Consider the following 25,958-nt stretch of genomic DNA (forward strand, 5'->3'; position numbering starts at 1 on the left):
CGAGGACGGTTACCCGGAAGTCGGAGAGGTACGGGAGCGACGATGGACGCCACCAAGGAACCGGCGGCGCACGCGGCCGGATGCGGCTGTGTGCTGCCCGCGGCCGCCCAGGGCGGTCCGGTCAGCCACGCGCTGAGCCGGGTGGCGCGGTTGCACCGCACCGCCGCCGCCGGGCTGCTGCGCGGGCTCGGCCTCTACCCGGGCCAGGAGCTGGTGATGATGCACCTGTGGGAGAACGGCCCGGCCCGGCAGGCGGACCTGATAAAGATGCTCGGTCTGGACCCCTCCACGGTGACCAAGATGCTCCAGCGGCTGGAGCAGGCCGGCCAGGTGCGGCGGCTGCCGGACCCTGCGGACCGGCGTGCGGTACTGGTGGAGGCCACCGAGTCCGGGGCCCGGCTGCTGACCGAGGTGGAGCGGGTGTGGACCGCGCTGGAGGAGGAGAGCCTCGCCGGTCTGGACCCGGCCGAGCGCGAGCAGCTGCTCACCCTGCTCGGACGGGTCGAGGCCAACCTGTGGACCCGCAACGCGGCACGGGCCTGACCGGCCGGAACAGGCCGGACCCACCGACCCGCCGACCCACGGACCCGCCCGCCCAGCCCGGTCAGCCCGCGAGGGCGTCGAGCAGGCGGTCCACGTCGGCGGGCGAGTTGAAGAGGTGGAAGGCCGCGCGCAGGTTGCCCGCGCGGTTGGAGACCTCGATGCCGGCCCGGCTCAGCTCGGGCTGACGGCCGCCGAGCCCGGGGACCGAGACGATCGCCGAGCCGGGGGCGGGCACCGGCTCGTGCCCGAGGGCCGCGAGCCCGGTGCGGAACCGGTCGGCGAGGCCTACGTCGTGGGCGTGCACGGCGGCCACGCCGAGTTCCTCGATCAGGTCGAGCGAGCGGCGCAGGCCGGCGAACGTGAACAGGGCGTGGGTGAGGTCGAACCGCCGGGCGGAGTGGGCGAGTTCGGCGACCGGGCCGTAGCAGCTGTCCCACGGCTCCTCGCCCGCGACCCAGCCCGCGAGGACCGGGGTCAGCCCGCCGAAGTCCTCGGGGACCACGAGGAAGGCCGCGCCGTGCGGGCCGAGCAGCCACTTGAAGGAGACGGACGCGGTGAAGTCGTACGCGTCGGCGTCCATCGGCAGCCAGCCGGCGGCCTGGGAGAAGTCGACGTAGGTGCGGGCCCCGTGCGCGCGGGCGGCCTCGCGCAGCGCGGGCAGGTCGGCGATCCGCCCGTCCGCCGACTGGGCCGCGCTGACCGCGACGAGGGCGGTGCCCGGACGGACGGACTCGGCGACGCGCTCCAGCGGTACCGCGCGGACCTTGAGGTCGCCGCGGACGTGGAAGGGGTTCAGTACGGAGGTGAAGTCGTCCTCGGCGGTGAGGACTTCGGCGCCGGCCGGCAGCGAGGCGGCGATCACGCCGGAGTGCGCGGCGACCGAGGCGCCCGCCGCGACCCGGGTGGCCGGGACGCCGGCGAGCCGGGCGTAGCCGGCCCGGCACGCCTCCACGTCCTCGTACAGCGAGGTCAGGGGCCGGCCCTCGGCCCGCAGCAGCGCCGCCTCGTGCAGGGCGGCCACGGTACGGGCCGGCAGCAGGCCGTTGCTGGCGGTGTTGAGGTAGGTGCTCTTCGGGGTGAACTCGGCGCGGACGAGGCTCTCGAACGTCTCCGTGGTCTCCATGCGTCCACTCTGCGGCCCGCAGAACCCTCCGTCCATTGCGGATTTCTACGTGGTTCCGCCAAGCAACGCTTATACGACGGCCCTGACCTGGACTTTCACAACGCCTGCCGCAGCCGCTTGCTCAGTGCTGCGGCACCGCGCACCCGTCCGGCCCGCAGGCCTCGGCGCCGCCCTCGTCGATGAGCTGCAGCGGGGAACGCGCGCCCCAGGCCTGGCTGAGCGCCTGTGTGAACACCTCGGCGGGCTGGGCTCCCGAGACCCCGTACTTCCGGTCGAGGACGAAGAACGGCACCCCGTTGGCACCGAGCTCGGCGGCCTCGCGCTCGTCGGCGCGGACCTCGTCGGCGTAGCGGGACGGGTCGGCGAGCACCTCGCGCACGGCCGCCGCGTCCAGCCCGGCCTCCACGGCCAGCTCCACGAGCCGCTCTTCGCCCTCGCCGAAGACGGACCGCTCCTCGGCGAAGTTCGCCCGGTACAGGATCTGGATCAGCTCGTCCTGACGGCCCTGCTCCTTGGCGAAGTGCAGCAGCCGGTGCAGGTCGAAGGTGTTGCCGTGGTCGCGGCCACGGGTGCGGTACGAAAGGCCCTCGGCGGCGGCCTGTGCGCCCAGGTTGTCCTCGCCGGCCTGGGCCTGCGCCTCGCTCATGCCGTACTTCTTGGTGAGCATGGCGAGCACGGGCTGGACGTCGCCCTTGGCCCGGCCGGGGTCCAGCTCGAAGGAGCGGTGCACGACCTCGACGTCGTCGCGGTGCGGGAAGGCGGCCAGCGCCTTCTCGAAACGCGCTTTTCCGACATAGCACCAGGGGCAAGCGATATCGGACCAGATCTCGACGCGCATGTTGTCGGCTCTCCAGGTAGTAACAAGAAGTCTGTCAACTACCTGAACCTTCAAACAGCCCGCGTCATTCCCCGCCGACCGCGTACCGCAGGTACACGTGGTGATCGCCTTCGGCCGGCGGGTTCTCCGGGTCCGGCACCCAGCCCTGGCGGGCGTAGAAGGCCTGGGCCCGCCGGTTGTCGACGTGCACGTCCAGCACGGCGGTCCGCCTGCCGTCGGCCCGCCACTGCTCCAGACAGGCGGCGTGCAGGGCGGTGCCGACACCGGCACGCCAGTGGCCGGGGTCGACATGGAACTGGAACAGCTTGACCGTTTCAGCAGCGGCGCCCTCCGGCGGGCGGAAGGAGGCGATCCCGATGATCTCGCCCGCTTCCACCACGCACAGCACCTGCCCGTCGGGCCGCTCCACGGCGCCGCGCCAGGCGGCCGTCCAGTCGACGCCGTCGTCCGGGAGGCCGTCCGGGTAGTACGTCGACCGGGCCCGGTGGTGCAGCGCGGCGATCGTGCCCGCCTCCGCGGACAGGGCCGTACGGATCACGCGGAGCCCTTTCGCACTGTCACTGATCATGCAACGGAGGACGCGACCGCGCCTTCGCCGGTTCCGTGCCGGCTGAACTGGGCCCGGTACGCGCTCGGGGTGAGCCCGGTGCGGCGGACCAGGTGGGCGCGGAGCGAGTCGGCGGTGCCGAGGCCGCAGGCGGCGGCCACCTGGTCCATGGGGAGCGTGCTGGTCTCCAGCAACTCCTTGGCCCTTTCGACGCGCTGGTGCAGCAGCCACTGCAGCGGGCTGACCCCGCTCTCGGCATGGAAACGACGGGTGAGGGTGCGCACGGAGACCCCGGCATGCCGGGCCAGGTCGGTGAGGGTGAGCGGCTTGTCGAGGTTGCGCATGGCCCAGCCGCGGGTGTCGGCGCAGGCGGTGCCGCGCTCGGGCGGCAGCGGGGTGTGGGTGAACTGGGTCTGCCCGCCCGGCCGTACGGGCGCGACCAGGGCGAGGCGGGCGACCTCGTTGGCGACGGCGGCGCCGTAGTCGGTGCGGATGAGGTGCAGGCACAGGTCGATGCCGGCGGCGTAGCCGGAGGAGGTGAGGAACGGGCCGTCCTGGGCGTAGAGGACGTCGCCCTGGACCTCGATGTCGGGGTGGCGGCGGCGCAGTTCCTCGGCATGCGTCCAATAGGTGGTCGCCCTGCGGCCCTTGAGCAGTCCGGCCTCGGCGAGCGAGAAGGCGCCGGTGCAGATGGAGGCGATGCGCACCCCCGCGTCGGCGGCCTCGCGCAGCGCCGCCAGCACCCGGGGGTCCGGCGAGTAGAGCTTGCCGGTGCCGGCCACGATCACGGTGTCCGCCTGGCGCAACGCCTCCAGCCCGTGCGGGACGTGCAGGTCGAGGCCGCCCGTCGTGGGCACCGGGCCGGGGTCGGGCGCGCAGATCACCACTGCGTACCCGGGCCCCCCGTCGACCTCGACCTTGTCGAACAGCAGCTCCGGGATGGCGAGGTTGAACATCGACACGGGCGGCGACGCGACGACCGCTACTCGCAGCATGGCCAGAACCTCCGGATGTATGGCGTTCGGGCCACTACTGTACGCCGCGGCCGATCAGCAGCATGGATCCATGCCAACCGACCAGACCCGACGGCCCGCCCGACCCGACGCCCGGAAAGGCGAGTTGAAGGGGAAGGGGCAGGGGTACACCCCCGCCCTCGCCCTGACCGCCGCCCTGCTGGGCTTCGCGCTCATCACCCTCGACGCGTCCGTGGTGAACGTGGCCCTGCCCGCGATCGGCTCGGCGCTCGGCGCCGGCCTGTCCGGACTCCAGTGGACGGTGGACGCCTACACGCTGGCCTTCGCCGCCCTGATGCTCTCCACCGGGGCCTTCGCGGACCGGGCCGGGGCGAGCCGCGCGTACGGCATCGGCATCGCCGTCTTCACCCTCGCCTCGGCTGCCTGCGGCCTGGCCCCGACCCTCCCGGTACTGATCGGCGCGCGCGTGATGCAGGGCGCCGCGGCGGCCGTCGTACTCCCGGCGTCGCTCTCCCTGGTACGACATGCGTACGCGGACCCCGCGCAGCGCACCAAGGCGGTGGCGCTGTGGGGAGCCGGCGGCTCGGTCGCGCTGGCGCTCGGTCCGGTGGCGGGCGGCGCGCTGACCGCGGCCTGGAACTGGCGCGGGATCTTCTTCATCAACCTGCCGCTCGGGGCGGTCGCCCTGCTCCTGCTGGTGCGCGCCCCGCGCTCGGAGCGCCGCCCGGCCCCACTGGACCTGCCCGGCCAGCTCACCGCCGTGGTCACCCTCACCGCCCTCACCTTCGCGGTCATCGAGGGCGGTACGCCGGGACTCGCGGCCTTCGCCGTGGCGCTGGCGGCCGCCGCCCTGTTCGTCCGCGTCGAGCGACGGCAGGCGCACCCGGTCGTCCCGCTGGAGCTGTTCCGGGACGGAGCGGTACGGGTGTCCGTGGCGGCGGGGGTGGCGTGCAGCGTGGCCTTCTACGGCGTGGTGTTCGTCTTCTCGCTCTTCTTCCAGCAGGTACAGGGCCGTTCGGCGCTGTACACCGGGCTGCTGTTCCTGCCGATGTCCGGGCTGATCGGGCTGACCAACGTGGTGTCCGGAAAGCTGACCGCCCGCCACGGCCCGCGGCTGCCGATGCTGATCGGCCAGGCACTGGCCGTGGCCGGCCTGCTGGGCCTGCTGTCCGTCGGCTCCGGCACGCCCGCCGCCGTGGTGGCCGTCCTGCTGGTCCCGATGGCGCTCGGCTGCGCGCTGACCGTGCCGCCGCTGACCGTCGTGATGATGGAGGCCGTACCGGCCGAGCGGGCGGGGCTGGCGGCCGGGGTGCTCAACGCGGCACGGCAGGTGGCCGGCGGACTCGGGATCGCGGTGTTCGGCGCCCTGGTCGGCGGCGGCTTCGCCGCGGGAATGCGGGCGAGTCTGACGTTGGCCGCGGCCCTGTTCGCCGTGACCTTCGTCCTCAGCTTCCGTCGCGCAGGTCGGCCGGCCAGTCGGGCCTGAACTCGATGTGGTCGTACGTCACCACGCACCCCTCCCCCATCGGCGACTGGGTCATGAAGCCGACCAGGGCGTCCTCCGTCTCCTTCTCGCCGCCCAGGGTGAACAGCCGCACGAAGACCCACTTCTTGCCGTCGCGGGAGGCGTGGAAGGCGAGCGCCCGCCCGGTCCGGCTGATCCGCAGCCAGACCGAACTCCCCTCCACGGTGAAGGAGTTGGCGTCGTCGGAGTGTCCCCGGGTGACCACCGTGCAGACGGTGGGCACGTCCGGGGAGTTCTCCAGGCAGAGCTTGGCCCAGGCCCGGTCGCCGACGTGGACGTACAGCACACCGGCGTCGAAGGCGGCACCGAACCCGACGGTGACCCGGGCGATCAGCTGGAAGTCCCCTTCGGGCGCCCCGAGCAGCCGGGGCGCGTCCGAGGCGGGATCCAGCGCCTCCCCGGTGGGCGACACGAACCGGTCCTGCCGGGCCCCGGCCCACCCGGTGAGCACCCCGTCCTCATAGAACCAGTGCCCGTCGGGCCCGTAGGTACGGAGGGAGAAAGGAAGTTCGGGAAGTTCGACGTCCATGGTCGGATTGTGTCAGCAGAACCATTCGACATGCGCACGGCCAACCAACCCCGAAGCCGAGCCTGAGAACCGGGGCAAGCGCAGCCAACCCAAAGGGGCGCGGGGAACTGCGCGACCAGCCACATCGAACCGGCACCCCGCGACGCACCCCGCACCCCCACGGCGCTACCGCTCCAGAACCCCGTTGAACCGCCGAGGAAGCCCCAGGGGATTGTCATCCTTCAACTCCGCCGGCAGCAGAGCAGCAGGCGCCCCCTGATAGGCCACCGGCCGCAGCCACCGCTCAATGGCCGTACCGCCCACGGAAGTAGACGTGGAGGTGGTGGCCGGGTACGGCCCGCCGTGATGCTGGGCCGGGGCCACAGCGACCCCCGTCGGCCAGCCGTTCACCAGCACGCGCCCGGCCAGCGGCGTCAGCTCCGCGAGGATCTCCGCCCCCAGCCCCTCCCCCGCGGCCTCCTCGGCGGAGACGTGCACCGTCGCCGTGAGGTTCCCCGGCAGCCGCGACAGCACCGCCGTCGCCTCGCCCCGGTCCTCGTAGCGGACCACCACGGTCACCGGCCCGAAGCACTCCTCCAGGAGCAGGTCATGGCCCCCCTCCTCGGCCAGGCTGGCCGCCGGCACCGTCAGGAACCCGGCACTCACGGTGTGCTCGCCGCCCGCCCCGGGTGTCACCGGGGTCTCCACGTCGGGGAGTCCGGCGCGCTCGGCGACCCCGGCGACGAAGTTGTCCCGCATCCGGTGGTCGAGCAGCACGCCCGCGTCGGTGTTGCTGACCGCGTCCGTGAGGGACTTGACCAGACCGTCGCCGGCGGCGCCGGCCGGCACCAGCACCAGGCCCGGCTTCACGCAGAACTGCCCGACGCCCAGCGTCATCGACCCGGCGAGCCCGGTACCGATCTCCTCGGCCCGCTCGGTGGCCGCGGCCTCCGTGACGAGGACCGGGTTCAGGGAGCCCAGCTCGCCGTGGAAGGGGATCGGCACCGGACGCGCGGCGGCCGCGTCGAAGAGCGCACGCCCGCCCCGGATGGAACCGGTGAAGCCCGCGGCGGCGACCAGCGGGTGCTTGATCAGCTCGATGCCGGCCTGGAAGCCGTGCACGAGACCGACGACGGCCTCCGGGATGCCGTGCTCGGCCGCGGCCAGCCGCAGCACCTTGGCGACCAGCTCGGACAGGGCCGGGTGGTCGGGGTGGGCCTTGACGACGACCGGGTTGCCGGCGGCCAGCGCGCTCGCGGTGTCGCCGCCGGCGACGGAGAAGGCGAAGGGGAAGTTGGAGGCCGAGTAGACGGCGACGACACCCAGCGGGACCTTGTAGCGGCGCAGGTCCGGGACGGGCGGGGTCGCGGTGGCGTCGGGGTGGTTGATGATGACGTCGAGGAAGGCGCCCTCGTCGACGATGCCGGCGAAGGCCCGCAGCTGGTAGACGGTACGGGCGAGTTCCCCGGTCAGCCGGACGGGGCCGAGCGCGGTCTCCGCGTCGGCGGCCTCGACCAGCCGGTCCTTGGCCGAGTCGAGTCCGGCGGCGGCCGAGCGCAGGAAGGCGGCGCGGACCGTGCGGTCGGCGAGGGAGCCGCGGGCGGCGTGCGCGGCCGTGACGACGGCGTCGACCTCCTCGGCTGTGGCCTCCACCGCAACCTGTTCACGCTGCTTCCCGGTGCGCGGGTCGACACTCCAGACTGGTGCTGCTGCCACCGCGGGTCCCTCCATGATTGCGTCCTGCCGCGATATCCGGGTCATATCCGGGTCATTCACCAGGGACGTTCGATATACTGAACGCTGTCTCTGATGATGAATACACTGTTGGAGACTATAACCTCGGTTTCTCGTCCAACGAAGGGGTCAAGGGCGATGTCGGCAGGCGAGACAGGCGGCGGGGCACAGGTCAAGTCCGCGGTACGGACCGTGGAGTTGCTGGAGTACTTCGCCGGCCGGCCCGGTATGCACTCCCTCGCGGCCGTCCAGGAGGCCGTCGGATATCCCAAGTCCAGCCTCTACATGCTGCTGCGCACACTGGTGGAGCTGGGCTGGGTGGAGACGGACGCGACCGGCACCCGGTACGGCATCGGGGTACGGGCCCTGCTGGTCGGCACGTCGTACATCGACGGCGACGAGGTGGTCGCGGCGGCCCGCCCGACCCTGGACCGGCTCTCCGACGACACCACGGAGACCATCCACCTCGCGCGTCTCGACGGCACGAACGTCGTCTACCTGGCCACCCGCCAGTCCCAGCACTACCTGCGCCCCTTCACCCGGGTCGGCCGCCGCCTGCCCGCGCACTCCACCTCGCTCGGCAAGGCGCTGCTCGCCACCCACACCGACGAGCAGGTCCGCAAACTGCTGCCGGAGACGCTGCCCGCGCTCACCGAGCACACCATCACGGACCGCGAGAAGCTCATCGAGGAGCTCCACCAGATCCGCGAGCAGGGCTTCGCGATCGACCGCGAGGAGAACACGCTCGGGCTGCGCTGCTTCGGCGTGGCGATCCCCTACCGCACCCCGGCCCGCGACGCGATCAGCTGCTCGGTCCCGGTGGCCCGCCTCACCCCGGCCCACGAGCAGATGATCAAGGACGCCCTCTTCGACGCGCGGGACCGCCTGACGCTGGCGACGCGCCGGCTCTGACCCGGCGGGGTTCGCATGAGCGGACGATGAGAAATCCGGCCGCAGGGAACGGACACCCCGTCTTCGCTCGTCTGTCTGAGCGGGATGAACAAGACGATCAGGCGGGCGTCCGTCTTCGCGCTGCTGCTCGTGCTCACTCTGCTGGTCAGGGCGACATGGGTGCAGTTCTACGACGGCCAGGCCCTCGCGGACGACACGGACAACCGGCGCAACGCCATCGAGACGTACTCACAGCCGCTCGGGAACATCATCGTGGCCGGTGACTCGATCACCGGCTCGGCCAGGGCGTCGGGCAGCAGCGACCTCAAGTACAAACGCACGTACACGAACGGCAAGCTGTACGCGGCGGTGACGGGCTATGCCTCGCAGAGCTATGCCCCGACCCAGCTGGAGGGCATCTACCAGGACCTGCTCAACGGCACCGACAGCCGGCTCAAGACGGTCATGGACACGGTCACCGGCGAGCGCGCCGAGCCGGGCAACGTGATCACGACGATCGACCCGGCCGTCCAGAAGGCGGCGTACCGGGCGCTCGGCGGCAAGAAGGGCGCGGCGGTCGCCGTCGACCCGGAGACCGGCAAGATCCTGGCGGTCGTGTCGACCCCGTCGTACGACCCCTCCTCGCTCACCGACGCCAACACCGCCGGCACGGCCTGGAAGAAGCTGACCGCCGACGGCGACAAGCCGCTCACCAACCGGGCGCTGCGCCAGCCGCTGCCGCCTGGCTCGACGTTCAAGCTGGTGGTCGCGGCGGCCGCCCTGGAGGACGGTCTCTACGCGAACGTCGACACGAAGACCGACAGCCCGGACCCGTACACCCTGCCCGGCACGACGACCCCGCTGAAGAACGAGAACACCTCGGCGCCCTGCGAGAACGCCTCGATCCGCACGGCCCTGCGCTACTCCTGCAACAACGTCTTCGGGAAGATGGCCGTCGACCTGGGCCAGGACAAGGTCAGGGCGATGGCCGAGAAGTTCGGCTTCAACGACGACAAGCTGGACGTGCCGGTGCGGGCCTACGCCAGCGTGTACCCGTCGAACATGGACAAGGCCCAGACCGGCCTCTCCGGCATCGGCCAGTTCGACGTCACGGCGACCCCGCTCCAGATGGCCATGGTGTCGGCCGCCATAGCCAACGGCGGCAAGCTGGTCTCCCCGCATATGGTCTCGCAGATCACCGACAGCGGCGGTGACGTGCTGAAGGACTACGACGACGAGGCGGGCGGCAAGCAGATCGTCAGCTCCTCGACCGCGGAGCAGTTGCAGTCCGCGATGGAGACGGTCGTCAAGGACGGCACGGGCACGAACGCGCTGATCGACGGCGTGACGGTGGGCGGCAAGACGGGCACGGCCCAGCACGGCGAGAACAACAGCAAGACGCCGTACGCCTGGTTCACGTCGTACGGCAAGTCCGACAGCACGGGCAAGGAGGTCGCCGTGGCGGTGGTGGTCGAGCAGTCGGACGCGGCACGGTCGGAAGTGAGCGGCAACGGGCTGGCGGCGCCGGTGGCGAAGGCCATGATGGAAGCGGCGTTGAAGAACTAGGGGGTTCTCTGCGCGATCGGCCGCGGGTTTCGTCGTGGCTGGTCGCGCAGTTCCCCGCGCCCCTTACGGGGCGCTTCACTCACGGTGTTACTTCACACCCAGCACCTGCTCCACCGGATCAATCGCGAAGTACACCAGGAACAACGCCGAAACGGCCCACAGCAGCCAGTTGACCTCCTTCGCCTTCCCCAGCACCGCCTTGATCACGACGTACGCCAGGAACCCCGCCCCGATGCCGTCCGTGATGGAGTAGGTGAACGGCATCGCGGCGATCGTCAGGAACGCCGGGATCGCGATCTCGTACTTGTCCCAGTCGATGTGCTTGACGTGGGTCATCATCAGGAAGCCCACGGCGATCAGCGCGGGCGCAGCCGCCTGGAGCGGGACGATGGTGAGCAGCGGTGTGAGGAACAGGGCCAGGCCGAACAGGCCGCCGGTGACGAGGTTGGCGAACCCGGTGCGCGCGCCCTCCCCCACCCCCGCCGCCGACTCGATGTACGCCGTGTTCGAGGAGGCCGAGCCGAGGCCGCCGGCCACCGCCGCCGCGCCGTCGATGAACAGCACCCGCCCGATGCCCGGCACCTGCCCCTGGTCGTCGAGCAGCCCGGCCTCCGCGCTGATGCCGACGATCGTGCCCATGGCGTCGAAGAAGTCGGACAGGATCAGGGTGAAGACCAGCAGTACGGCCGTCAGCACACCGGCCTTGCCGAAGCCGCCGAACAGGCTGAAGTGACCGACGAGCCCGAAGTCGGGCGTGCCCACGATCTTGTCGGGGATCTTCGGCGTGGTCAGGCCCCAGCTCTTGACGTCGGCGGCGGAGTTGATGACGATCGCCACGACGGTCATCGTGACGATGCTGATCAGGATCGCCCCCTTCACCTTGCGCGCGACCAGCGCGATGGTCAGGAGCACGCCAACACAGAAGACGAGCACGGGCCAGCCGGTGAGCCGGCCGACGGCACCCAGCTGCACCGGCACGGTGGTGTCCGCGGCGTCCGGGATCCGGCTGACGAAACCCGCGTCGACGAAGCCGATGAACGCGATGAACAGGCCGATGCCGACGCCGATCGCCTGCTTCAGCTGTTGCGGGATGGCGTTCATGATCGCCTTGCGCAGGCCGGTCAGGACGAGCACACAGATCAGCAGGCCTTCGAGGACGACCAGGCCCATCGCGTCGGACCAGCTCATCAGCGGCGCCAACTGGAAGGCCACGACCGCGTTGAGGCCGAGTCCGGCGGCGATGGCGAGGGGCAGGTTGCCGCCGACACCCATGATGACCGTCATCACACAGGCCACCAGCGCGGTGGCGGTGACGAGTTGGCCGGTGTCGAGGGTGTGGCCGAACTTGTCCTTGGCGCTGCCGAGGATGATGGGGTTCAGGACAAGGATGTAGGCCATGGTGAAGAACGTGGCGAAGCCGCCGCGTATCTCACGGCCGAAGGTGGATCCTCGTTCGGAGATCTTGAAGAACCGGTCGACGCCGTTCCCGGCAGGTGGCGCGGCCCCCTGCGGCCGGGCCGCCTTCTGCGTCTCGGACATGGTCGTACTCCTCGTCCCCTGAGCGTGCGTGTGCGGATGCTGGCTGGATTGTTCCCGCGCTGAACCTGTTTCAGGTTTTTCCCGTGTTACGGAATCACCCTCGGTGTGGTTCGGTGGACCACACCGCGTCCGGCCCCTCGCACGAAACACATCGAACCCCCGTACGACGCACACGAAATGATCACTGCTACGCTCCGGATCTCGCCGGAACGTTCCTCCGGATACTCACAAGCCACCGCATGTCATCTACATGACACAGAATCCCTGACAGAAGAGGTCACCCGTGGGCTCAGTCGTCGACGACGCCGCCTCCGTGGAGTTCCATGCCTTCTTCGAACGCCACTACGCCGAACTCTCCCGTCTCGCCCATCTGCTGACCGGTGAGGCGGACGCCGCCGACGACCTGGCCGCCGACGCCCTGCTGGCGCTGTGGCACCGCTGGGACCGGGTGCGGGCCGCCGACCACCCGGTCGCCTACGCCCGGGGGGTCGTCGCCAACCTGGCCCGCACCCGTATCCGCAGTGCCGTGCGCGAGCGGCGCCGGATCGCCCTGTTCTGGTCGCACCGCGAGGAGACCGCCGAGAACCCGGACGTCGCCGGAGTGGTCGACGTGCAGGGGGCGCTGCGCCGGCTGCCGTTCCGCAAGCGGGCGTGTGTGGTGCTCCGGCACGCGTTCGACCTGTCGGAGAAGGACACCGCGCTCGCCCTGGGGATCTCGGTGGGTACCGTTAAGAGCCAGACGTCGAAGGGCATGGCGGAGCTGCAGCGGCTGCTCGGCGACTCGCGGGGTGTTCCGCAGAGGGTGCACGCCGCGATGGCGCCGCGGACCGGTGAGAGCGGAGGAAGGAACCGATGAGGCAGCAGGACGTGCACGACGAGCTGCGCGCCCGGCTGCACGAGGCGGCCGAGGCGCACGAACCCGACCGCGCCCGCATCCTGGCCCGGGTCGAGCGGGGCATGGCCGCGCAGGCCCGCCCGAACCATCGCGCCACCCTTCCGCCCGTGTTCGGCTGGGTCCGGGTGGTCTCCGCCACGGCCGCGGTCGCCGCGGTCCTCGGGGTCGGCGGCTACGCGGTCGCCTCGGCCGTGAAGGAAACGCCCACCGAGAAGACGGTCGCGGTCTCGCCGACGCCCTTGTCGTCCCCGGACGCGACCAGCCGCCCGCCGTCCCGCACAGCCACCCCGCCGGCTTCCGGGGTGCCCTCGAAGAACACGTCTCCCAGGGCGAGTTCGACGCCGTCGTCGACCCCGGAGGCCTCCGCCACCCCCGCGGCACCCGTCGCGAAGGGCGAGGAGGACGGCCCGCTCTGGTCGGACGGCTCGGTGGACCCGCACAGCAACGACTTCTGGGCACAGTCCAACGTGACCCTGAAGACCTCCGGGCAGCTGACGGCACTCACCGTCCAGCTGAAGGTGGCCCAGACAGGCGGGGTGTCCGACGCCGGAGCCTGGCGCTCGCTGCCGGAGACCGACTTCACGCAGTCGGTCACCGAGCAGGACGGCTTCCTCGTCTACACGTGGACGCTCAAGCCGGGCAGCAAGGTAGCGGTCGGCGAGTGGGTGTTCGCGGGCCAGTACAACCACAAGCAGGGCGGCCGCGACGCGAAGAACGACACCTACACGATCACCGGCACGGTGGCCGGCAAGCAGTACGCGGTGACGGGCGACTTCGCGACGCACACGACAGCCGACGGCGACTCATAGGGAAACGGCGCCACTCCGCGCCCCGTCAGGGGCGCTGGGGGTACCCCCGGCCGAAGGTTGGGGGAGGAACTGCGCGACCAGCCACAACGAACCCGCGGCCTCAGTTCATGGTCGCCCCGATGGCGGTGGAGCCCGTAGTCAGGAACGTGGTCGCCGGCAGCGAGCCGTCGGAGCCACGCGCCCCGTACGCACTACTCGCGTCGGTGGACTTGAACGCGGGCGTGCCCACCCCGCCGTCCCAGCTGTTCGCCGCGGACACCGCCCTGGACCCCAGCTTGTCCGCCCCGCCCTTGTCGCCCACCGCGAGGTTCCGTGCCAGCCGGGCCTTGCCGGTCTCGAAGAAGAACCCGGCCTGGGCGTTCGCGTAGGCCGTGTTGCGGTTCAGGACGATCGCCCCGGTGTTGGAGTTCTCGGTGAACCCGTTCAGCGTGTTGTCCCAGGCCGCGTTGTCGTTGACGACGTGCGCGACGGCGACGCCCCCGCCGCCCAGCTTGAACCCGTTGCCGTTGCCCTCGAACGCGGAGTCGTTCCAGCGGTTCTTGCCGTTGCCGAAGGCCCAGCTGTGCTCGATCCGGACGGGGGACGAGAACTGCCACAGGTCAAGACCGTCGTCCGAGTTGTCGTACAGACGCGCGCCGGTCACCTTGTTGCCCGTGCCCGAGCCGAACTTGATGGCGATGCCGTCGGCGTTCTGCCCGTGCCCGGCCTTGTCGTAGTTGCCGTAACTGTCCAGGTTCTGGACGAGGTTGTTCACCGTGTTGTCGCCGCGCAGCGTGAACCCGGAGTCGCCGTTGTCCGCGGTGACGAGGTTCCTGAAGATCCCGCCCGTGGACGAGGTGGCGACGAAGCCCTGGGCCGGGGAGTTCTGGAAGGTGAGGTCCTGGACGGTCCAGTAGCTGCCGTAGATCCCGGTGAGCCACTGGCCGGCGGGCAGCTTGGAGCCGTCGATCCTGACCTTCTCGCCGCTGTATGCCTTGAGCGTGATGCGGTTGGAACTCGTGCCGCTGACGGTCGACTTGAGGGTGACCGTCGGGTAGTAGGTGCCCGCACGCACCTGGATGACGGCACCGGCGGTGGCGTTCGCGACGGCCGACTGCAGTTGCGCCGTGGTGGAGACGGTGACCGTGCTGGTGGCGGCCTGGGCACCGCCGTTCGACAGGCCGAGGTAGACGCCTCCCGCCCCCGCGGCGACGGCCACCGCCGCGGCGATCGAGAGGGTACGCGTCCTGCGGTGGCGTCCGGTGCTGAAGCGCACTGGCCGTTCCTTTCCTTGGCGTCCTTGACGTGCAGGACGTGTTCGACGAGGGAGCGAAACGGGCCGGAGGGGCCGCCCCGGCCCGTTTCTGTCTCCCAGTCGCCGCCGCGGCCGGAAAGGGTTGCCGACTTTCTCGGCTACGACACGAAGTACGTCGGGTTCGGCAGCTTGTACGTGCGGTTCGCGTAACCGCCGTCCAGGTCCGAGTACTGGTCGCCGAAGTTGGCGACGACGTCGTACCCGAGGTCGTCCTCGATGTGCTTGCGCGTACCGGACTTGTACTGCACGGTCGTGCAGGTCCAGGTGCCAGGGGTGGCGCAGGCGCTCAGGTAGGACGGCGGGTTGGCCTTGTCCTTGAGGAACATGTGGGCCGCGTCGAGGTTGACGTCGGCGCCGATCTTCTTCAGGTTCTCGACGGCGGCGGTGCGCTGCGCCTCACTGAGCCCGGAGTTGTAGAAGACCTCGACGCCCTGGCTCTTCGCGTACTGGACCAGCTCGGCGCTGCCGAACACGCCAGGCCGGTCGGCCTTGTTGACGTAGTCGGCCCACGTGGTCGAGTTGTACGTGTAGTTGTAGCGCTTCTCGTAGTCGAGGCTGAGCAGCAGCGTGTCGTCGATGTCGAAGACGACCGCGGGCTTCTTGCCGTGGCGGTGCGCCTTGCGCGCGGCCCGGTCGATGTAGGTCTTGGCGTCCGCGTCGATGCGGGCCAGGTCCTTGGCGTAGGGGCTGGTCGGCGAGGCCTGGTAGACGCCGTTGGCGTCGGCGGCGGTGCCGTAGTAGGTGTCGATGTCCTTCACCAGGAGCCCGATGTTGTACGGCTCGTGGGTGGAGTTCGCGGTCGACTGGCCGGCCGTGGCGGCACCGGCGCCGTAGAGGGCACCGCCGGCGACCGCACACACGGTGGCGATCGCGGCGAGACGAAGTGACTTATGCATGACAGGGTTTCTACGCGCGTCACCCGGGTGGGCGCGAGACCCGTTGCCTGATCGATATCTCATCGGCGGGCAAAAAACAGGTCAAGCGCCCTGGAGGGAGTCCTTCCGTTTCTCCGGTTCAGTTCATGGTGGCCCCGATGGTCGTGCTCCCCGTCGTCAGGAATGTGGTGGCCGGCAACGAGCCGTCCGACTGGCGGGAGTTGTACGTCGTCGAGGCGTCCGTCGACTTGAAGGCCGGGGTGCTGATGCCGCTGTCCCAGTTGTTGCCGGCGGACACCACCGAGGAGCCCTTGCTGACCAGCCCGCTGCCGTTGCCCACCGCGAGGTTCTTGCCGAGGCGAGCCGCGCTGGTGGCGAAGTAGTAGCCCCAGTTGCCGTTGGCGTAGGCGGTGGTGCGGTTGATGACGAGCGCGCCGGTGTTGGAGTTCTCGGTGAACCCGTTGCCGGCGTTGCCCCAGGCGGCCGAGTTGTTGACGACGTGCGCGACCACCTCGCCGTCGCCGCCCAGCTTGTAGCCGTTGCCGTCCCCGGCGAACGCCGAGTCGCTCCAGCGGTTGACGCCGTTGCCGAAGGCCCAGGTGTGCTCGACGGTGACCGGCGAGGAGAAGGACCAGAAGTCGATCCCGTCGTCCGAGTTGTTGTACGTCCGTGCCCCGGTGATCAGGTTCCCGGTCCCGGAGCCGAACTTGACTGCGATCCCGTCGGCGTTCTCCCCGTGGGTGGCCGCGTCGTAGTTGCCGTACGAGTCGATGTTCCTGACGGTGTTGTTGACCGTCCCGTCCCCGGTGAGCGTGAAGCCGGAGTCGCCGCCGTTGATGGTCTTGATGTTGCTCCAGTCGGTGCCGGTGCAGGACTGGCAGACCACCGCGCTGTCCGGGGAGTTCTGGAAGGTGATGTCGGAGACGTTCCAGTAGTCCGCGGTCAGTTTGAAGATCCAGGAGCCGGAGGGCAGCGAGGAGCCGTCGATCTTGACCGTCTCCGAGCCGTACGCGGTGAGCGTGACCGGCGCGGCGGAGGTGCCGTTGACCGTGGACTGGAGGGTGGCCGTCGGGTAGTACGTGCCGCCGCGGACCTGGATGACCTCACCGGCGGTGGCGTTGAGGATGGCGTTGGACAGGTCGGTGGAGTTGCTGACCACGACGGTGGCCGCGTGCGCCGGGGTGGCGATCACGGCGAGTCCCAGCGATGCCGTGGTCACCGCGAGCGCGGTGAGGGTGCTGATTCGACGCATGACGTGCGGGTCCTTTCGTCGATCAGGAGAAGCGGACGGGATTCCAGTCGCCGAGGTAGGTCGCGGGGGTGTGCGACGCGGCCTCGGCGTCGGTGAGCTGGGGCCGGTTCTCTGGGACGGTGATCACCGCGCCCGGCCCGGAGTTGCGGTACTCGGCGAACCGCATGGACTGCCAGGGGTAGGCGTCCCGCATGTTCGTGTAGGGCGCGACGGGGTCGATCCCGGGGCCGATGAGACTGTTCCGCACGACCAGCGAGGGCCAGGCGGTGGTCTCGTACGTCGGCACCCAGGGCCGCGCCAGCTTGTACGCCCCGTCCTCCGCGCCGGAGGAGAACCGGCAGCGGACGGCGAGGAACCCGTGCGGGTTGGCACGGGCGGTCGAGGGGGCGAACACCATGCCCTTGGGGGTGAAGGTCACGTCCCGTTGCAGGGTGCGGAAGTGGCAGTGGGCGTACACCGCGGTGGCCCGCCCGAAGACGAAGTCGACGTCGCCCTCGATATGGCAGCGGTGGAAGAACTGCCGGCCGAAGGTGCCGAGTTCGGTGGTGTCGGCGAACAGGGTGTCCTGGTGGGCGAGGAACCGTACGTTCTCGACATGGGTGCGGTCCCCGGTCAGGTAGGCGGCGACGGCCTGGGTCCCGGTGATGTCCGGGTGGTCGGCGCGCAGCCAGTCGTTGGCGAGGGTGAGGTCGCGCACCCGGAGCCCGGCGGCGGCCGAGGTGAAGGTGGCCGAGCCGGCCGTGCCGTAGGTCCCCGAACCGTCCGGTCGCCGCGTCCCGTTGGCGTTGTCGTGGACGATGACCGCGGCCCGGGGATCGCGGCTCGCGCCCCGCAGCGTCAGCTCCTCCCTGTCGGCGGGCACGTTGACGACTTCGCGGTACGTCCCCGGGTGGACGACGATCGTCCAGCCGGGGCCGGGCACCGCGTCCACGGCCGCCTGGACGGAGTCACCGGGCCGGACGTGCAGGGTGCGGCGCTCGCCGGTGAAGGCCGAGGCCGATCCCATGGCCAGCGCGGCCGCTCCGGCGGCGAGGAGTGCGCGTCGGGTCGGCACGTCAGCACTCCTTCCACGGGGTCCAGTCGCCGAGATAGGTCTCCCGGGTCGCGGACCGGGCCTGTTCGGCGGTGAGCTGGGGCCGGCTCCCGGGGACGGTGATCGCCGCGCCGGGCCCGGAGTTGCGGTACTCGGCGAAGCGCTGGCCCTGCCAGGGGAAGGCGTCCGACATGTTGGTGTAGGGGGCGACGGCGTCGATGCCCGGGCCGAGCCAGGAGTCGCGGACGACGAGCGAGGGTCGGGCCGTGGTGTCGGAGCTGGGCACCCAGGGGCGGGCCAGCTTGTAGGCGGCCTGCGGGACCGCGCCGCTGATCCGGCTCCGGCTGACCAGGTAGCCGTACGGGTTGGCGTTCGCCGTCGAGGGGGCGAGGACGAACCCGTAGGGGGCGGCCGCCAGGTCGGTACGGTCCAGGGTGCGGAAGTGGCACCCCTCGTACACCGCCGTGGCCCGCCCGAAGACGAAGTCGACGTCGCCCTCGGCATAGCAGTGCGCGAAGTACTGCCGGGCGAAGACGCCGAGGGCCGTCGAGTCGGCGTACAGGGTGTCCTGGTGGCCGAGGAACCGGCAGTGGTGGAAGGCACTGCGATCGCCCTGCACCTTGAGGGCCACCGCCTGGGTGCCGGTGATGTCGGGGTGGTCGGCGCGCAGCCAGTCGTTGGCGAAGGTGATCCAGCGGGCGGTGAAGCCGTCGGCCTGCACGGTGGTGGTGGCGGAGCCGGTGGTGCCGTACGTCCCGCCGCCGGGCCTGGGGGTGCCGGCCGCGTTGTCGTGGACGATGACGACGTCCCGCGGGTTCTCGGTGGCGCCGATCCAGGTGGCCTCGGTGCGGGTGGTGTCGACGGCGACCGTCTCCCGGTAGCCGCCCGGGGCGAGGACCAGCGTCCAGCCGCTGCCGGTGGCCGCGGTCACGGCGGCCTGGACGGTGGTGAAGTCGCCGCGGCCGTGCGGGTCGACGTACAGGGTCCGCGGGGTGCGGCGGCGCTCCGGGGAGCCGTACCGCCCGAAGGGGCGAGGGGTGGCGTGCGCGGGGAGGGCGGCCAGTGCGAGCGCGGCGCCCGCCCCGGCGCCCGCCAGCAGGACACCCCGTCTGGACAGGGGGAGGTGGAGCGAGGACATGCGGGTGCTCCTCGAAGAGGGAGAGGGGTGGCGGTACTCCTTGCCGTGGGGGGTGGGGCCGGGGCGGACCGCGTCGAGCGCCCCGGCCGCGACGGACGCGCGTCAGCGCAGGTGACCGGCGCCCGCGCCGCAGTCGACGATGCGCGGCACGGCCGGAGCCGGATCGACCTTCGTCCGCAGGGTCGGGGTCCAGGTCGAGCCAGCCGTCAGGATCTCCGCCGGGATCTGCGCGTTGTGGACGGCGATCAGGTCCGTCGGCTCACCGTTGACGTAGTTGTCGTCGGCGGTGAGCGTCGACTCGTTCCACTTCTTCAGGATCGAGCCGGCCCTGACGGTGTCGGGCAGGGTGAACGCGTTGTGTTCCGCCACGAGTTGGGACTCGATGCCGATGCCGTAGCTGTAGCCGTAGCCGTCCTCGGCGACGAAGTGGTTGTTGTAGGAGTCGACCTGCCCGAACCGCACCCGGGGCGCCCGCTCCACCAGGTTGCTGAACAGGTTGTGGTGGAAGGTGACCTTGAGGTGCCCCCGGTCGACGGCCGCGGTGGACGCGCTGTCGCTGTTGCCGATGAGGATCGTCTTGTCGTGGTCCGCGAAGACGTTCCAGGAGGCCGTGACGTAGTCGGCGCCCTTGACGATGTCCAGTTCGCCGTCGTGCTGTTCGTAGATCCGCCCGAAGTAGTACGGCAAGGTGCGGTCCGGGTGGTCGCCGTCGGTGAACGTGTTGTGGTCCATCCACACGTGGGTGGACCCGTAGACGACCGCGCTGTCGTACTCGGAGTTCCAGTTGCCGTCCGCGGTGTCGGTCGGGTCCCACTGCGGGAAGCAGTCGAGGGGGCTCTCGAAGGTCAGGTTGCGGACGATGACGTTGTCGACGGCCTTGATCTGCAGGCTGGCGCCCTTGAAGCCGGCGTCCTTGCCGATGCCGACGATGGTGGTGTCGGCCGGGACGTACGCCTTGATGTAGGCGTCCTGGGCGGCCTGGGAGGCGCGGCGCAGCCCTTCCGGACTGTCGTCGGGCTCGTTGTCGAGGTTGGTGGAGTGCCCCCAGGCCTCGGGTGAGTACTTGGCGAGGTAGGCGTCGAAGTCGTAGCCGGGCACGGCGAACGAGTCGCAGCTCGGCCCGTCGGCGTCGATCGTCCCCTCGACTCTGATGATCTTCGGCGCGCTGCCGCCGTCGGCGAGGGCGGCCTTGAACCCGTCCCAGGTGGTGACGGTGTAGACGTGCGCGGCGTCGGCGGCGGACCCGCCGGTGGTCCCGGTGGTGGCCGCGCCCCAGCCGTCGTTCGCGGCCGGCACCTGCCGGTCGAGCGCGACCCGGTGGGCTCCGGCGGCCTGGGCGTTTCCGGTCACGGCCAGCACCAGAGCCGTGCAGCCCACGGCTGCGATCATGACGCGTCCATGACATCTCTGTTTACGCACTGTGCGGGTCTCCTCAGCTTGCGGGTGGCCAGGTGATCCAGGACGTGGGGATGTCCTTGTGCAGCCGGATGACGTCGTGCCGGGCCAGCACCCGGGTGCGCAGCAGCTCCTGCGCGACGAGCCGGGCCACGGCGATGGCCCCCGGCGGGTTGAAGTGCGTGTTGTCCTGCTCGGTGTCCGTCCAGTTGAAGTACGTCTTGGTCGCCTCCACCCCGAGCGACTGCCACAGCGCGAGCGACAGCGCCTCGACGTCGAGCAGCGCGACGCGTTCCCGAGCGGCGAGTGCGCGCATCGCCGCCGGGTAGTCGCCGTGGGTCGGCACGGCGTTTCCGCCTGCGTCGAACCGCCGGCGCTCGACGGGCGTGGCGAGAACCGGCCGGGCGCCGTGCGCACGGGCGCCTTCGACGTAGAGCCGCAGGTAGTCCTGGTAGGTGGTCCAGGGCTCGGTGTACCGGGTGGGATCGTCGCTCTTCTCGTCGTTGTGCGCGAACTGGACGACCAGCAGATCGTGCGGCCGGATGGTGGCGAGGACGGCGTCGAGCCGCCCCTCGTCGACGAAGCTCTTGGAACTACGACCGTTGACGGCTTGGTTGGAGACGGCGATCTCCTCCCGGAGAAAGAAGGGAAGGGCCATTCCCCATCCGGTCTCGGGAGCCGCGTCGGCGAATTTCTGGGCGGCGGTGGAGTCTCCGGCGATGTAGAGAGTGCGATGGTTCCTGTCGGGAGCACGGCCGACAAAAGGAACGGCGGCAAGGGCCGCGGAAGTTACCTGTCTGCGCGTAAGGGACACGTGCGTCGCCTTCCAAACAAGGGACGAGGTTTCTTACCCAGGGGCGCGGGGAACTGCGCGACCAGCCACGAAAAACCCGCAGCCCCCCACAGCCGCAACCACCCGAGCTCTCAGTGATGTGCCTTCCAGTCCGCCTGAGCCTTGTCGAGCTGGTCGGCCAGCGTGTCCAGGAACTCCTTCGCCGTCATCTTCCCGAGCAGCACCTTCTGGAAGTTCGGCTCGTTGTCGGCCTTGGAAATGGTGTTCCAGTCCGGCAGGTAGTAAGGAAGCTGCACGATCTTGGTCGACGCCCCGTTCAACGCCTCGGCGGCCAGCTTCGTCGGCTCCGACGCCTGGACCCAGGCATCCTGCGCGGCCTCGTTGTTCGCCGGCACCTGCCCCGCCGACTCGTTCCACTTGCTGTCGGCCTCGTGCGAGGCGGCGAACTCGACGAACTTCCAGGCGGCGGCCTTGTTCTTGCCGGACTTGAAAAGGCCGAGACCGTCCACGGGGTTGGAGACCTGCACCCGGGTGCCGTCGTCCAGCGTCGGATTCGGAATCCCCTTGAACTTCCCGCTCAGCGCCTTCTCGTGGTCGGCATAGGAACCGAGGTTGTGGCTCAGCATCCCGATCGTGCCGGAATCCCACTGCGCGACCATCTTGGTGAAGTCGTTGTTGACGTCGGCGGACGGGGTGTCCTTCTTGTACAGCCCGACGTACTTCTCAAGGGCGGCGACGTTCTCGGGATCGTTGACGGTGGTCCTGTCACCGTTCCAGAAGGAGGTGATCCCGCTCTGCCCGTACATGGCGTCCAGCGCCTGGGCGATGGATCCCTCGCCGCCCCGGATGGTGTACCCGAACCTGTTCTTCGCCTGGTCGGTGAGTTTGCCGGCGGCCGCGTAGAACTTCGTCCAGGTGGTCGGCGGGTCCAGCTCGGCCGCGCTGAACAGATCGGTCCGGTACCAGAGCGTGCCGTTGTTCGCGGAGGTGGGCACGGAGTACGTCTTTCCGTCGCCGCCCGCGGACTTCACGCTGTCCAGGAACTTCTCGTTGAGCTTGCCGTTCAGCGCGCTCTTCGCGAGCCGGCTGTCCAGCGGCTCCAGCGCCCCCTGCGCGGCGATCTCCGCGAGCATCGCGGTGCCGACCCCGCCGACGTCGGGCAGCCCGCCGCCCTGGATGGCGGTGTCGTACTTGGACTGGACACTGGCCGCGGGCACCCCGACGTACTTGACCTTGATGTCGGGGTTCTGCTTCTCGAAGTCGGCGATGATCTCCTTCCAGACGTCGGTGCGGACACCGCCGTTGTTGTCCCAGAAGGTGATCGTGCCCTTCCCGGAGCCCTCGCCGCCCTTGTCCCCCGCGCTGCCGCTGCCGTCGTCACCGCAGGCGGTGGCGGTCAGCACGAGTACGGAACCCAGGGCGACGGCGATGGCCGCGCGCCTGCTTCTGCGGATGCTGCTCTTCATTGATCGGCTCTCTTCTGTCTCTTCTTCGGGTCGCTTCGTCGGGATCCAGCGGAGAAAGGGAGCTGTGGAGTGGTGAGGAGACGGCGCCCGCGGCAGCAGGCCGTCCGTCAGCTGTGCGCCTCGTTCGGCGGTGCCCAGGGGGCGCCGAGCTCGGAGTAGAGGGAGAGGGTGTCGGCGCAGGCCGCGACCAGTGCGTCGATGCCGGTCACCACCCGGCGCTCCGCCTCGGGCAGATAGCGCCAGGCGTCGGCGGGCAGCGCGGCCGGGTCGCCGGCCAGCCGGATCGCTTCGACGACCTTCATGAAGGCGCCGGTCGCGTCCGGCTCCACCAGCAGGGCGGCGCCGGTGGTGAGATGGTCGGCAAGGTTCTCCAGCAGGTCCGTGCTGCCGTACTCGATCTCCTCCGGGCCGTGGCCCGCCCGCTGCACCAGCACCCGGTCCTGCTTGTACCAGTGGGTGATCCGGCCACCGGTGCCGTGCACCAGGACGTACGGGTCTCCCGGCTCCTCGGCGCAGAGCGTGGCGGCGACCGTGACCGGGCCGCGCGCGGTGGTGACGCGGACGCAGGAGGTGTCGTCGGACTCGATGTCGTTGGCGCGCAGCAGCTCGGTCTCGATACCGGTGACGTCCTCGGCGCGGTCGGTGCCGAGCAGGGCCAGGCCGGTGGCGACGGCGTGCGCGAGGGGGTTGGTGAGGACCCCGTCCACGACGTCGACGCCGTTCAGCCGCCGCTTGCCGGCCCAGGGCGCCCGCCGGTAGTAGGACTCCGGGCGGGCCCAGGCACCCGCGCCGCCCACTCCCACCACGTCACCGATGGCGCCCTCCGCGATCAGCCGCCGGATCGCGGGCACGGCGTGCGAGCCCAGCGACTGGAAGCCGATCTGGCAGGCCACGCCGGCCTTGGCGACCCCGTCGGCCATCCGCCGGAACTCGGCGTACGACGGCGCCGGCGGCTTCTCGAGGAGCACGTGCACGCCCCGCTCGGCGGCCGCCAGGGCCAGGTCCGTGTGGGTGGGGATCGGTGTGCAGATCACGGCGATCCGTGCGCCGGTCGCATCGAGCAGGGCGCCGAAGTCGGCGGACTGGGCGGGCTGCCCGAGCCCCTCCGGGAGCTCGTCCGCGTCCAGCGGGGTCAGCTCGCAGATCCCGGCGAGCCGTACGACGCCCTGCTCCTGGAGCCGGCGGATGTTCTCCAGGTGCCAGCGGCCGTGGCCGCGCGCGCCCGCCAGGACGAGGTCGATGGTCATGGGGTCCTCCCTGCGTCGTCGATCTTTGCGTGCAGGGTAAGCGTTTGCCCCGGGCCGCCCGTGAGGTGTCTCATCCCTTCACCGCCCCCGCGCTGAAGCCGGTGATCAGCCACTTCTGGATGAAGGCGAAGACGATCACGACGGGTACGGCGGCGATGATCCCGCCCGCGGCCAGCGCGCCCAGGTCCACGCTGTCGGAGCTCATCAGGGTGTTGAGGCCGACGGGGATGGTCTGCTTGCTCTGGTCCGACAGGAACATCAGGGCGAACAGGAAGTGGTTCCAGGCGTGCACGAAGGCGAAGGAGCCGACCGCGATCAGCCCGGGCCGCAGCAGCGGCAGGACGACGATCCGGAAGGCGGTGAGCCGGTTGCAGCCGTCGACCCAGGCCGCTTCCTCCAGGGAGTACGGCACGTTCCGGATGAAGCCGCTGATCAGGATCATCGACAGCGGGAGCTGGAAGACGGTCTCGGCAATGATCACACTGCCGAGAGAGTTGATCATCTGGAGCCGGGCGAAGATCTGGAAGAGCGGGACGAGGAGCAGCGCGCCCGGCACGAACTGGGAGCAGAGCAGGGCGAGCATGAAGCCGCGCTTGAGCCGGAAGTCGAAGCGGGCGAGGGCATAGCCGCCGGCCAGCGCGACGACCGTGGTCAGCACCAGGGTCGAGACCCCGACGTAGACGCTGTTGGTGAAGTAGGTGCCGAAGCTGCGCTCGGTCCACACCTTCCGGAAGTGGTCGAAGGTGACCGGCCAGGGGACGAGGGAGGTGGAGCCGGCCGGGCGGAGGGCGAAGAGCAGGATCCAGTAGAAGGGGATCAGGGTGAAGAGGAGGTAGATCCCGAGGGGGAGGTAGATCTGCCGGCGGGGGACCTCGTCCCAGGCGCGGCGCTTCTTCCCGGGCCGGACGGGCTCGGACACGACGGACTCGGCCGCGGGGGCGATCTCGGTGATCACTTCGCCTCGCCTCCGAACTTGCTCAGCCGCAGGTAGACGACGGAGCAGAAGAGCAGGATCACGAAGGCCACCGTGGTCAGTGCGGACGCGTAGCCGAAGTTGTGGGCGTCGACGCTGGTGTTGGCGATGTAGAGGGGAAGGGTCGTCGTCTCCCCCGCCGGACCGCCTCCGGTCAGGGTGTAGAGCAGGTCGACGTTGTTGAACTCCCACACCGCCCGCAGCAGCGTGGACAGGACGATGGCGTCCTTGAGGTGCGGCAGGGTGATGTGCCAGAACTGCTTGAGGCGGCTCGCCCCGTCGACTTCCGCCGCCTCGTACAGGTCCTTGGACACGGACTGGAGGTCGGCGAGGATGAGGATCGCGAAGAAGGGGACGCCCCGCCAGAGGTCGGCGACGACGGCCGCCGGAAAGACGGTCGAGGTGTCGGAGAGCCAACTGGTGCCGTAGGACCCGATCCCCGCGTCGGCGAGATAACGCGTGATGCCCGTCTGGGAGTTGTAGAGCAGCACCCAGATCGCCGAGGTCAGCACACCGGAGACCGCCCACGGCGAGAAGACCAGTGCCCGTCCCAACGCCCGCCCCGCGAAGGTCTGGTTGACGATCAGCGCGAGCGCGAGCCCGAACAGCAGCTGCAACCCGACTTCCACCACGACCCACTTGGCGCTGAAGGTCAGTGTGTCCCAGAACTGCGGGTCGTGCGCGAAGGCCTGCGTGAAGTTGCCGAAGCCCGCGAAGCCGTTCCGCCAGGGCTTGGTCGGGTTGTAGTTCTGCAGGCTGTAGTAGAAGACGCTGAGCACCGGGTAGGCGATGAAGCCCAGCATCAGCAGGGCCGCCGGGGCGATCAGCAGGTACGGCAGCCTGCGCGGCGTCGCGGAGGCACGGCGCGGCCGGGGTGGCGCGGGCGGTTTCGCCACGGCTGCGGCTTGGGCCATGACCTGTTCTCCGTTCGCAGTGGGGCACTTACAGTGAGTGCAGGAAGCGCTTGCTAGATGCACGTGGTTGAAGCGCTTCGACGATC

At 70.3% G+C, this 25,958-nt stretch carries 24 protein-coding genes; 6 read left to right on the forward strand and 18 right to left on the reverse strand.

Going from position 1 to position 25,958, the window contains the following annotated elements; all coding sequences use genetic code 11:
* Positions 1 to 42: 42 nt before the first annotated feature.
* Entirely contained in the window at positions 43 to 543 is a 501-nt protein-coding gene (locus ACFWPS_RS17675; RefSeq protein WP_383705986.1) for a MarR family winged helix-turn-helix transcriptional regulator, read from the forward strand.
* 61 nt (positions 544 to 604) lie between these two features.
* On the opposite strand, the gene ACFWPS_RS17680 is transcribed toward ACFWPS_RS17675, so the two are convergent.
* The 4 genes from ACFWPS_RS17680 to ACFWPS_RS17695 form a co-directional block, all read right to left on the reverse strand.
* Entirely contained in the window at positions 605 to 1,666 is a 1,062-nt protein-coding gene (locus tag ACFWPS_RS17680) for an aminotransferase class V-fold PLP-dependent enzyme (protein ID WP_383705988.1), read from the reverse strand.
* Between the two features lie 121 nt (positions 1,667 to 1,787).
* The gene (locus ACFWPS_RS17685) at positions 1,788 to 2,504 is read right to left on the reverse strand and encodes a DsbA family oxidoreductase (RefSeq protein WP_383705990.1); all 717 of its coding nucleotides are present in this window, start codon (positions 2,502 to 2,504) and stop codon (positions 1,788 to 1,790) included.
* Positions 2,505 to 2,568: 64 nt separating this feature from the next.
* Positions 2,569 to 3,072 carry a GNAT family N-acetyltransferase gene (locus ACFWPS_RS17690; RefSeq protein ID WP_383705992.1) on the reverse strand — a complete coding sequence of 168 codons (504 nt, stop codon included), beginning with the start codon at positions 3,070 to 3,072 and terminating at the stop codon, positions 2,569 to 2,571.
* On the reverse strand, positions 3,069 to 4,046 hold the full coding sequence (locus tag ACFWPS_RS17695) for a GlxA family transcriptional regulator (RefSeq protein ID WP_383705994.1): 978 nt from the start codon (positions 4,044 to 4,046) through the stop codon (positions 3,069 to 3,071). Before ACFWPS_RS17695 ends, ACFWPS_RS17690 begins: the two co-directional genes overlap by 4 nt.
* A gap of 70 nt (positions 4,047 to 4,116) precedes the next feature.
* Between ACFWPS_RS17695 and ACFWPS_RS17700 the strand changes: the two genes are divergently transcribed.
* Positions 4,117 to 5,511: an MFS transporter gene (locus tag ACFWPS_RS17700; RefSeq protein ID WP_383705996.1), complete on the forward strand. Its 1,395-nt coding sequence runs from the start codon at positions 4,117 to 4,119 to the stop codon at positions 5,509 to 5,511.
* On the opposite strand, the gene ACFWPS_RS17705 is transcribed toward ACFWPS_RS17700, so the two are convergent.
* Both ACFWPS_RS17705 and ACFWPS_RS17710 read right to left on the reverse strand, forming a co-directional pair.
* Positions 5,471 to 6,079 (reverse strand): DUF1349 domain-containing protein, encoded by a 609-nt coding sequence (locus tag ACFWPS_RS17705; RefSeq protein WP_383705998.1) that lies wholly within the window; start codon positions 6,077 to 6,079, stop codon positions 5,471 to 5,473. The two genes, ACFWPS_RS17700 and ACFWPS_RS17705, sit on opposite strands and share 41 nt — an antisense overlap.
* Positions 6,080 to 6,244: 165 nt before the next feature.
* On the reverse strand, positions 6,245 to 7,774 hold the full coding sequence (locus ACFWPS_RS17710) for an aldehyde dehydrogenase (NADP(+)) (protein WP_383706000.1): 1,530 nt from the start codon (positions 7,772 to 7,774) through the stop codon (positions 6,245 to 6,247).
* Between the two features lie 156 nt (positions 7,775 to 7,930).
* Here ACFWPS_RS17710 and ACFWPS_RS17715 point away from each other — a divergent pair, with 156 nt between their 5' ends.
* Together ACFWPS_RS17715 and ACFWPS_RS17720 are read left to right on the forward strand one after the other, a co-directional pair.
* Positions 7,931 to 8,704 (forward strand): IclR family transcriptional regulator, encoded by a 774-nt coding sequence (locus ACFWPS_RS17715; protein ID WP_123978118.1) that lies wholly within the window; start codon positions 7,931 to 7,933, stop codon positions 8,702 to 8,704.
* Between the two features lie 84 nt (positions 8,705 to 8,788).
* Positions 8,789 to 10,249 (forward strand): peptidoglycan D,D-transpeptidase FtsI family protein, encoded by a 1,461-nt coding sequence (locus ACFWPS_RS17720; RefSeq protein WP_383706002.1) that lies wholly within the window; start codon positions 8,789 to 8,791, stop codon positions 10,247 to 10,249.
* An 87-nt stretch (positions 10,250 to 10,336) separates the two neighbouring features.
* Here the strand turns inward: ACFWPS_RS17720 and ACFWPS_RS17725 are convergent, their stop codons facing one another.
* Positions 10,337 to 11,788: an NCS2 family permease gene (locus ACFWPS_RS17725; protein ID WP_383706004.1), complete on the reverse strand. Its 1,452-nt coding sequence runs from the start codon at positions 11,786 to 11,788 to the stop codon at positions 10,337 to 10,339.
* A 283-nt stretch (positions 11,789 to 12,071) separates the two neighbouring features.
* On the opposite strand from ACFWPS_RS17725, the gene ACFWPS_RS17730 reads away from it, so the two are divergent.
* Entirely contained in the window at positions 12,072 to 12,644 is a 573-nt protein-coding gene (locus ACFWPS_RS17730) for a SigE family RNA polymerase sigma factor (RefSeq protein ID WP_383706006.1), read from the forward strand.
* On the forward strand, positions 12,641 to 13,492 hold the full coding sequence (locus tag ACFWPS_RS17735) for a hypothetical protein (protein WP_383706008.1): 852 nt from the start codon (positions 12,641 to 12,643) through the stop codon (positions 13,490 to 13,492). The genes ACFWPS_RS17730 and ACFWPS_RS17735 overlap by 4 nt, the downstream gene beginning before the upstream one ends.
* A gap of 100 nt (positions 13,493 to 13,592) precedes the next feature.
* On the opposite strand, the gene ACFWPS_RS17740 is transcribed toward ACFWPS_RS17735, so the two are convergent.
* The 11 genes from ACFWPS_RS17740 to ACFWPS_RS17790 form a co-directional block, all read right to left on the reverse strand.
* On the reverse strand, positions 13,593 to 14,747 hold the full coding sequence (locus ACFWPS_RS17740; protein ID WP_383706010.1) for a right-handed parallel beta-helix repeat-containing protein: 1,155 nt from the start codon (positions 14,745 to 14,747) through the stop codon (positions 13,593 to 13,595).
* 137 nt (positions 14,748 to 14,884) lie between these two features.
* Entirely contained in the window at positions 14,885 to 15,682 is a 798-nt protein-coding gene (locus ACFWPS_RS17745; protein WP_383706012.1) for an HAD family acid phosphatase, read from the reverse strand.
* Between the two features lie 118 nt (positions 15,683 to 15,800).
* Positions 15,801 to 16,913 (reverse strand): chondroitinase-B domain-containing protein, encoded by a 1,113-nt coding sequence (locus ACFWPS_RS17750; RefSeq protein ID WP_383706014.1) that lies wholly within the window; start codon positions 16,911 to 16,913, stop codon positions 15,801 to 15,803.
* Between the two features lie 22 nt (positions 16,914 to 16,935).
* Positions 16,936 to 17,919, reverse strand: coding sequence for a pectinesterase family protein (locus ACFWPS_RS17755; protein ID WP_383706164.1), 984 nt, complete (start codon positions 17,917 to 17,919; stop codon positions 16,936 to 16,938).
* 49 nt (positions 17,920 to 17,968) lie between these two features.
* Complete coding sequence (locus tag ACFWPS_RS17760; RefSeq protein ID WP_383706016.1) at positions 17,969 to 19,084, reverse strand: pectinesterase family protein; 1,116 nt, start codon at positions 19,082 to 19,084, stop codon at positions 17,969 to 17,971.
* Positions 19,085 to 19,186: 102 nt separating this feature from the next.
* Positions 19,187 to 20,473, reverse strand: a complete 1,287-nt coding sequence (locus ACFWPS_RS17765; protein WP_383706018.1) for a polysaccharide lyase family 1 protein — start codon at positions 20,471 to 20,473, stop codon at positions 19,187 to 19,189.
* Between the two features lie 43 nt (positions 20,474 to 20,516).
* On the reverse strand, positions 20,517 to 21,293 hold the full coding sequence (locus ACFWPS_RS17770; protein WP_383706020.1) for a rhamnogalacturonan acetylesterase: 777 nt from the start codon (positions 21,291 to 21,293) through the stop codon (positions 20,517 to 20,519).
* Between the two features lie 110 nt (positions 21,294 to 21,403).
* Positions 21,404 to 22,738, reverse strand: a complete 1,335-nt coding sequence (locus ACFWPS_RS17775; protein ID WP_383706022.1) for an ABC transporter substrate-binding protein — start codon at positions 22,736 to 22,738, stop codon at positions 21,404 to 21,406.
* Between the two features lie 107 nt (positions 22,739 to 22,845).
* Positions 22,846 to 23,985 (reverse strand): Gfo/Idh/MocA family protein, encoded by a 1,140-nt coding sequence (locus ACFWPS_RS17780; protein ID WP_383706024.1) that lies wholly within the window; start codon positions 23,983 to 23,985, stop codon positions 22,846 to 22,848.
* 70 nt (positions 23,986 to 24,055) lie between these two features.
* On the reverse strand, positions 24,056 to 24,940 hold the full coding sequence (locus ACFWPS_RS17785) for a carbohydrate ABC transporter permease (RefSeq protein WP_383706026.1): 885 nt from the start codon (positions 24,938 to 24,940) through the stop codon (positions 24,056 to 24,058).
* Positions 24,937 to 25,872 (reverse strand): carbohydrate ABC transporter permease, encoded by a 936-nt coding sequence (locus ACFWPS_RS17790; protein WP_383706028.1) that lies wholly within the window; start codon positions 25,870 to 25,872, stop codon positions 24,937 to 24,939. Before ACFWPS_RS17790 ends, ACFWPS_RS17785 begins: the two co-directional genes overlap by 4 nt.
* Positions 25,873 to 25,958: the final 86 nt, after the last annotated feature.

This window comes from Streptomyces sp. NPDC058457 (assembly GCF_042720695.1).
Lineage (GTDB): Bacteria > Actinomycetota > Actinomycetes > Streptomycetales > Streptomycetaceae > Streptomyces.

Coding starts and splice junctions, on each gene's coding strand:
- ACFWPS_RS17675 (WP_383705986.1), top strand. CDS start 43: ATGGACGCCACCAAGGAACCGGCGGCGCACGCGGCCGGATGCGGCTGT.
- ACFWPS_RS17680 (WP_383705988.1), bottom strand. CDS start 1,666: ATGGAGACCACGGAGACGTTCGAGAGCCTCGTCCGCGCCGAGTTCACC.
- ACFWPS_RS17685 (WP_383705990.1), bottom strand. CDS start 2,504: ATGCGCGTCGAGATCTGGTCCGATATCGCTTGCCCCTGGTGCTATGTC.
- ACFWPS_RS17690 (WP_383705992.1), bottom strand. CDS start 3,072: ATGATCAGTGACAGTGCGAAAGGGCTCCGCGTGATCCGTACGGCCCTG.
- ACFWPS_RS17695 (WP_383705994.1), bottom strand. CDS start 4,046: ATGCTGCGAGTAGCGGTCGTCGCGTCGCCGCCCGTGTCGATGTTCAAC.
- ACFWPS_RS17700 (WP_383705996.1), top strand. CDS start 4,117: ATGCCAACCGACCAGACCCGACGGCCCGCCCGACCCGACGCCCGGAAA.
- ACFWPS_RS17705 (WP_383705998.1), bottom strand. CDS start 6,079: ATGGACGTCGAACTTCCCGAACTTCCTTTCTCCCTCCGTACCTACGGG.
- ACFWPS_RS17715 (WP_123978118.1), top strand. CDS start 7,931: ATGTCGGCAGGCGAGACAGGCGGCGGGGCACAGGTCAAGTCCGCGGTA.
- ACFWPS_RS17720 (WP_383706002.1), top strand. CDS start 8,789: ATGAACAAGACGATCAGGCGGGCGTCCGTCTTCGCGCTGCTGCTCGTG.
- ACFWPS_RS17725 (WP_383706004.1), bottom strand. CDS start 11,788: ATGTCCGAGACGCAGAAGGCGGCCCGGCCGCAGGGGGCCGCGCCACCT.
- ACFWPS_RS17735 (WP_383706008.1), top strand. CDS start 12,641: ATGAGGCAGCAGGACGTGCACGACGAGCTGCGCGCCCGGCTGCACGAG.
- ACFWPS_RS17745 (WP_383706012.1), bottom strand. CDS start 15,682: ATGCATAAGTCACTTCGTCTCGCCGCGATCGCCACCGTGTGTGCGGTC.
- ACFWPS_RS17750 (WP_383706014.1), bottom strand. CDS start 16,913: ATGCGTCGAATCAGCACCCTCACCGCGCTCGCGGTGACCACGGCATCG.
- ACFWPS_RS17755 (WP_383706164.1), bottom strand. CDS start 17,919: ATGGGATCGGCCTCGGCCTTCACCGGCGAGCGCCGCACCCTGCACGTC.
- ACFWPS_RS17760 (WP_383706016.1), bottom strand. CDS start 19,084: ATGTCCTCGCTCCACCTCCCCCTGTCCAGACGGGGTGTCCTGCTGGCG.
- ACFWPS_RS17765 (WP_383706018.1), bottom strand. CDS start 20,473: ATGATCGCAGCCGTGGGCTGCACGGCTCTGGTGCTGGCCGTGACCGGA.
- ACFWPS_RS17775 (WP_383706022.1), bottom strand. CDS start 22,738: ATGAAGAGCAGCATCCGCAGAAGCAGGCGCGCGGCCATCGCCGTCGCC.
- ACFWPS_RS17780 (WP_383706024.1), bottom strand. CDS start 23,985: ATGACCATCGACCTCGTCCTGGCGGGCGCGCGCGGCCACGGCCGCTGG.
- ACFWPS_RS17790 (WP_383706028.1), bottom strand. CDS start 25,872: ATGGCCCAAGCCGCAGCCGTGGCGAAACCGCCCGCGCCACCCCGGCCG.